The organism is Psychrobacter sp. ANT_H3 (assembly GCF_027919975.1).
Classification (GTDB): domain Bacteria; phylum Pseudomonadota; class Gammaproteobacteria; order Pseudomonadales; family Moraxellaceae; genus Psychrobacter; species Psychrobacter maritimus.
In genome coordinates this window covers 71707-78417 of record NZ_JAQISM010000022.1, presented here as the reverse complement: position 1 = coordinate 78417, position 6711 = coordinate 71707, and the positions used below count along the sequence as shown (strand labels likewise).

Genomic DNA, 6711 nt, shown 5'->3' with positions numbered 1-6711 from the left:
CCTTGCAAATGGAATCGCATTTGGTAATGCATCACACGGTTTTGGTACAGCTCGGGCAAGTCAGCGCAATGAGGACGAGGGCGTTATAGCCAGTTTAACAATGATTTTAGCGGGATTATTTATGGTATTCTTAGGCCCTTCATTAATACATGGCGTAATGTTATTTGGGCAAGTTTAAACAAATATATATAGAGACCCTAATCCATATTAAGAATAGATATAATAACAGCCATTATCACTAACAGATAAACAATAAAAAAACGTATGAATTTCCGTTTTCTTTCTAAAGTTAATTCGACTTTAACTAAATGTAATGAGCTTTATTCCTTTTAAATTTCAACCTATTAACTTATCTTATTTAAGATCAAATAAAAATAAATGACTGAACCGCTCCGACATAGTCGGGGCGGTTCAGGTTTTGCGAATGCAAGGTTTGAAACGGATATAGAGGAAGGGCTAGATGTGTTAGAGGAATATTATCCTGAACAAGAGCGAAGCTTTTTGGTAGAGCAACAAGCTTCGCATGAAGGGGTTGTGCAGGATATTCAGCAGGGATTGCAGCAGAGTATCAGAGCTGTGAATTGAGCACAGTTGAATTATCTAGTCAGCTTGGTAAGTCAATTAATGGATTCTGAACAAGTTGGCTAGTCACTAATTGAGGGGGGCTTGGGCTCCCTTATTTTAGAAGTTTTCTAGTACAATTTTGCCTTTTGACTTGCCTGATTCAAGTAACTTATGCGCCTTCTCCAAGTTTGCAGCGTTAATTTTGCCTAGATTTTGGTTAAGGGTACTTCTAATTTTTTGCTGGTCAACTAATTGGGCAACCTGTTGCAAGAGATCACCTTGCTTTTCAATATCATCGGTTTCATACATTGAACGGGTGAACATCAACTCCCAATGGATAGAAATAGATTTAGTCTTAAACGGCATAATATCAAATGTTTGTGGATCATCGATCAATCCAAGCTTGCCTTGTGGTGCAATCAGAGAAACTATTTGCTTGATATAGGTTTCTGTATGATTTGTAGAGAATACATACTTTGGTTTTTCAATGCCTAGTGTCTCGATTTGTGCATTTAAATCTTTGCTATGATCAATGACATGGTCGGCACCAAGTGATTCCACCCAAGATTTCGTTTCTTCACGTGAAGCTGTTGCTATAACGGTCAGATTTGTTTTTACTTTTAGGAGTTGGATAGCGATTGATCCTACACCGCCTGCACCACCAATAATTAGAATACTGCCAACTTCTGTTTCTGAAATTTGAAACCGATCAAACAGCATTTCCCATGCAGTTATTGCAGTTAATGGCAATGCTGCTGCTTCTGCATTAGATACTGTAATTGGTTTAAGACTGATAATTCGTTCATCGACTGCTTGAAACTCAGCATTACTACCATCTCGGGTTAAATCGCCAGCATACCAAACAGAATCTCCTACTTTAAACGAGGTAACTTTTGAGCCAATTTCAATAATTTCACCAACGGCATCCCAACCTAAAATACGATTATTTGCTTCAGACGAATTTTTTCTCACTTTAGTATCAACTGGATTCACAGAGATTGCCTGAACTTTTACCAGTACATCACGCTCCTTAAGTGTAGGCTTCGCTTTTTCAATATCTACCAATGAATTTTTAAAATCATCATGGTTATTTATAATATACGATACGGCTTTCATAGATTTGTCCTCAACTTTAAAAAAATATAGTAAAAATGGGAGCGAAGTGCTCCCATTTTATGTTATTCAATAATTAAAACTCTTGGCTCGTTGGGCGCAAAACAATTTCATTAATATCTACATCCGCAGGCTGTTCAATTGCATAAGCAATTGCTCGAGCGACTGAGTCAGCTGGTATGGCTTGTTTGTAGAAATCAGTAACAAACTCTGAACTTTCTTTATGAGAAGAACCGAATTTTAGTTCTGACTCAATTGCACCAGGCTCAATAGTAGTCGTTCTAATTGTTCCCCCAACTTCATGACGAAGGCCTTCTGAGATGGCTCTTACAGCAAACTTAGTACCGCTATAAACAGTACCTCCTGGACTAAATACTTTTACCCCTGCAACAGATGCGAGATTAATAAAGTGTCCAAAGTTTTGTTTTTGGAAAACAGGTAGGGTAGCTGCTATACCATAAAGAACACCTTTAATATTAATGTCGATCATACGATCCCATTCATCAACTTTTAGCTCACTTAATGGTGCAATAGACATTAATCCAGCATTGTTTACCAATACATCGATTTGACCAAATGCGCTTAATGCCTTTTCAATAAGTGCTTGTACTTCATGTGGTTTGGTTATATCCATACCAATAAATTCAGCTTGACCACCTTCAGCACGAATGTCGTGAACAATAGCCTCTAATTTTTCAGTACGTCTAGCACCAATTACAACCTTTGCACCTTTTTTAGCAAGTAAGCGAGCAGTAGCTTCACCTAAACCACTACTTGCACCAGTGATAACAATAACTTTATTTTCTATATTATTCATACAAGTAACCTTCAACCTATCTGTCAATCATATTTGATGGGTTAAGTATTACAGCCTTGTTAGGTATAATAAATGAATAATATTATCTTTCAGAATTCCTATTTACGGAATAATTACTATAACACAGGATTGGACATGCAGAACAAATTGGAAATGATGCGTATCTTTTGTGTCGCAGCAGAGTCTCGAAATTTTAAAGAGGCAGCAACTCAACTGGGTATTTCCCCACAGGTAGTGACACGGGCAATAAAAGAGCTAGAAGAGCAGCGCGGAGAGATTTTGTTTTACAGGAGTACTCGACAAATTAAAATTACCGCTGATGGTGAGCGTCTGGCAAAGCAAGCACGTCTTGCGGTGGAATCGATCGATGCTTTGCTTGTAAAAGACACCAAGGAAAAACGAGATGAAATGCGTGGGACTGTCCGCCTTACTGTGTCGTCTGTGTTAGGGCGGAAATTGGTAGTACCTGCACTAGCAGAATTTGCCACACGTTACCCAGATATTGTCGTGGAATGTGTGCTAACAGATTCACACTCGGATGTGATCGATGAGCGGATAGATATCGGGATCAGATTTGGATTTTTGCCGGACAATCGATATGTGGCAAGGGAATTGGCTAAAGTGAAATTTTATTCTGTGGGTACGCCAGAGTTAATTGATAAGGTTGGAATGCCCAAAAAAATTATTGACCTTGATAAATACCCTCTAACAGCACTATTCGATCATAAAACAGGGCGTTACTGGCCATGGACATTCACCGAAAGTCGAAGCTTTACGCCATCAAAGCCTCGTTTTATTACAGATGATCTAGAAGCTGAATTTCAAGCTATTCTCGCTGGAGTTGGATTCGGACACATGCCTGGATTTCTAGTTTTGCCGTGGCTTAGGAGTGGTAAGCTCATTCAGATACTTCATGAGGAAACCTCTCCCGTTTGGCGCCTTTATTTATATCGTCCACAGCGAGGCCCGACACCTTTGCGAATCCGAGCATTGTTTGATTACTTAGTGGAAGTGCTGGGCCGTATAGAAACCTGAATCAGATGGAACTAGGGCGTGTCCCCATTTAGTCATAAACGCTTGAATTAGGGACACGCCTAACCTTTTTTCTAGAAAGTAGACATCAGATAAGACCATCATGTATTCAGAGTAACTACAATTTTTCCTATTTGCTGATTTGATTCAAGATAGCGCTGAGCATCATGCATGTCCTCAAAGTTAAAGCAACGGTCGATCACTGGACGAAGATATCCTGCACCTATACTGCTCAGAATAAATCGTCTGGCTTGCTCCCTTAGAACAGGGTCATGGAGAACCTCAAGGAACAAAAAACCTCGCATGGTTAAGCTCTTGCGTAATGCAATTTTAAGGGGAAATGGTGTGTTCTCCGGGCTAAGTGCACCATGCATAACCATAGTTCCTCCTACAGACATCGCTTTTGCAATCTGTTCAATATGTGGCCCTCCTACAGCATCGAAGGCGACATCAAGATGTTCTCCACCTAAACGTAAAACAAGGGCCTCATACAAATCGGGTTCATCTTCACTGGCTATAACATTTTTAACACCGAGATCCAGTAAACGTTGCTTTTTCTCTATCGTCTGTGTACTTGCAATGACCTTAGCACCCGCTGCTTCAGCTATCTGTATCGCAGCTAGTCCTACGCTACTTGAAGCTGCTGTGATCAAGATCGTTTTTCCTTTCGATAATCCACCAGCATGGATTACACCACCCCAAGCCGTCAAATACTGCATCCAGATTGAAGAAGCTTCTTCCCAGCTTAAACTATCGGGTTTGTGAACTAAAAAATTTTCTGGAATCAGAAGCTTGTCCGCATATGTCCCATATTTGGCTAGATTGTCAGTTGGAAGAATCGATACTGCATCTCCTGGAGAAAATTGGCGTACACCTTCACCTATCGCAAGAACTATGCCTGCTCCCTCATATCCCAGACGAGAAGGGAATACTGCCTTTTGAATATAAGTACCACGCCGAAACATTACATCAGCCCGGTTGAGTCCGATGGTTTTCATCTGTATTAGAACTTCTCCTGCGGCTGGTAAAGCAACAGGAAGTGTTTCTAATGTCAGAACATCTGTATCTCCAATACAATTGAAGCGCCAAGTCTTGGCCTGAAGTGCGTTAAATGACATCAATAACTACCTTAATATTGGCAGAGCGATCTTGAACAGCATCATGAGCCTCAATCGCTTGGTCTAGAGTAAAATGACGAGGATCAACAATAGGACGCAGTTTACCTTCCTCAACGAGACGAGTAGCGATCTTAAGGACATCACCATGATGAGAACGGCGATTGCCTGTTAACATCGGCAATAGGATGAATACGCCAGACAGTGTGGCACACCGTAGAGATGAACTCGCTAAATTATGATTGCCAAATGCAGCACAGCTGGTGATGTGGCCATAGTGAGTCGTCATGGAAAGTGAAGCTTCGAGTACTGGACCACCCACAGTGTCGTAAACAATGTTAAAACCTTGACCCTCAGGGCTTGCAGCAATAATGTCATCGGTAGATGCTGATGTGTAATCGAGAGGTGTTGCACCGAGTTCTGAAATCAGTGATTGATCAGCTGTACGACCAGTCGCCCAAACATTTGCATCAAGTGCTTTTGCAAGCTGAACAACCATATAACCAACGCCACCAGCACCGCCTTGAACCAGTACAGTTTGCCCTGGTTGGACCTTCGCATTATCCACTAAACCTTCCCAAGCGGTGAGGAACGTCAATGGTAGTACTGCTGCCTCGCGCATAGAGATATTCCGTGGCTTTAATGCGATCAGATCAGCATCTGCTACAACATATTCTGCTAAAGATCCTTGAAGACCACGGACGCCACCAATCAGACCGTAAACTTCATCTCCGACGTTGAAGTGGGTGACACCTTCACCAACAGCAGTTACAACCCCAGCCATATCCGTTCCCAACACGGCAGGAAGCTCTGGCATAGCATATGTTGCTTCACCAAGACGAATTTTATAATCAATAGGGTTTACACCACTGGCATGAATACGTACTAGAACTTGCCCAGCCTCTGGTTGAGGTATAGGGAGTTCTACACGTGTAAATTCATGATCACCAAAATTTTCTAGGATAAGCGCATTCATCATCTTATTCATAGTTGTTCCTTATTCTTAACTGGGGGATGATATGCACAATACCAAAGTAAATTAATCCAATAAATGATATTTATAGGATTTAATAATTCCTAAATAATGAATAATGAATATCATCCGCTCACTAAAAATATTCTAGTACAGTCTGTAAAGGCAGTTTAATCTAAACTGTCGGTAGTATTTTCAAGGCTTGAAACGTTCAAAATATCTACAAAGTGGCTAAAATTTGAAACATAATTCTAAAAGGTCACAGCATTACAAAGAACATTAGCCAAAATAAAAAATGGGAGCTAAAAGTCCCATTTTTTTGTGACTTTCGCATAAGCTCTATGATGTTAATTTAAAAAAAACTAAAAACAGGGATAGAAAATTTTCACTAAAGATCTTTTTGATTTTCGATTTATAAAAAATATTGCTCTTTTTATACTATGGGTACTATAGTATTAATGCTAGCAAATAAGGAGGTCTTATGCCTAATCAGGTTGAAGACAAAAAAAGATTCTTCTACGTGTCAGAAAGATCAAAGGTCAGACGCAAGCGATTGAAAAAGCGTTAGAAGACAATGTGGAATGTGGTGCAACTCTGCAGCAATAGCATTATGTCGAAATAAAAACCCAGATTTTGGCTCAGCTATGGGAAATTTTTTTTAACTTTTATACAACAAAACTGTCTGACATGCATATATTAGAAATGCCAGAATCAGTTTTAATTCTAATAATTATGGAGTTTTAGTCATGCTTAAAACAGCTTTATATGTCCGTCTTGAAGCTAAACCAGGTAAAGAAGATGAAGTGGAAGCTTTCCTTAAAGCCGGTTTACCTATTGTAATGGAAGAACCTGCGACAGTTGCGTGGTTTGGCCTACGTCTTGGACCTGCAACATTTGGTATTTTTGATGCATTTCCTGATGAGGCGGGTCGCCAAGCACATTTATCTGGCAAGGTTGCAGCTGCTTTGATGGATCAGGCCGATGAGCTATTTTCAGAGCCACCGTCTATTGAAAAAGTAGATGTTTTGGCTAGTAAACTACCAGGTCATACCGACACTTAAATGTATGAGGGTGCTGCCTGAAATTTTGAATGAAAG

The 6711-nt window shown here is 40.2% G+C and carries 7 protein-coding genes and 2 pseudogenes; 5 read left to right on the top strand and 4 right to left on the bottom strand.

What is annotated here, in order from left to right; translation table 11 throughout:
- The coding region (locus PG901_RS11140; RefSeq protein WP_271134427.1) for an LrgB family protein at nt 1-178 on the top strand (178 nt) is incomplete at its 5' end.
- A 236-nt stretch (nt 179-414) separates the two neighbouring features.
- Nucleotides 415-585 (top strand): annotated as a pseudogene (locus tag PG901_RS13660) (hydrolase or metal-binding protein); the annotation flags it as partial.
- A 96-nt stretch (nt 586-681) separates the two neighbouring features.
- Here the strand turns inward: PG901_RS13660 and PG901_RS11135 are convergent.
- A complete protein-coding gene (locus PG901_RS11135; RefSeq protein WP_271134425.1) occupies nt 682-1680 on the bottom strand; it encodes a zinc-binding alcohol dehydrogenase family protein in 999 nt (332 codons plus the stop codon).
- Between the two features lie 73 nt (nt 1681-1753).
- Nucleotides 1754-2494 carry an SDR family oxidoreductase gene (locus PG901_RS11130; protein ID WP_102094239.1) on the bottom strand — a complete coding sequence of 247 codons (741 nt, stop codon included), beginning with the start codon at nt 2492-2494 and terminating at the stop codon, nt 1754-1756.
- A 135-nt stretch (nt 2495-2629) separates the two neighbouring features.
- On the opposite strand from PG901_RS11130, the gene PG901_RS11125 reads away from it, so the two are divergent.
- Nucleotides 2630-3529 carry a LysR family transcriptional regulator gene (locus PG901_RS11125; RefSeq protein ID WP_271134426.1) on the top strand — a complete coding sequence of 300 codons (900 nt, stop codon included), beginning with the start codon at nt 2630-2632 and terminating at the stop codon, nt 3527-3529.
- 98 nt (nt 3530-3627) lie between these two features.
- Here PG901_RS11125 and PG901_RS11120 read toward each other — a convergent pair whose 3' ends face one another.
- A complete protein-coding gene (locus PG901_RS11120) occupies nt 3628-4644 on the bottom strand; it encodes a zinc-dependent alcohol dehydrogenase family protein (protein ID WP_201567799.1) in 1017 nt (338 codons plus the stop codon).
- The gene (locus PG901_RS11115) at nt 4634-5629 is read right to left on the bottom strand and encodes a zinc-dependent alcohol dehydrogenase family protein (protein WP_271134424.1); all 996 of its coding nucleotides are present in this window, start codon (nt 5627-5629) and stop codon (nt 4634-4636) included. The genes PG901_RS11120 and PG901_RS11115 overlap by 11 nt, the downstream gene beginning before the upstream one ends.
- Nucleotides 5630-6095: 466 nt before the next feature.
- On the opposite strand from PG901_RS11115, the pseudogene PG901_RS11110 reads away from it, so the two are divergent.
- Together PG901_RS11110 and PG901_RS11105 are read left to right on the top strand one after the other, a co-directional pair.
- A pseudogene (locus tag PG901_RS11110) lies at nt 6096-6217 on the top strand (metal-sensing transcriptional repressor); the annotation flags it as partial.
- A gap of 143 nt (nt 6218-6360) precedes the next feature.
- Nucleotides 6361-6675, top strand: coding sequence for a putative quinol monooxygenase (locus tag PG901_RS11105; RefSeq protein WP_201567797.1), 315 nt, complete (start codon nt 6361-6363; stop codon nt 6673-6675).
- The last annotated feature ends 36 nt before the right edge of the window (nt 6676-6711 follow it).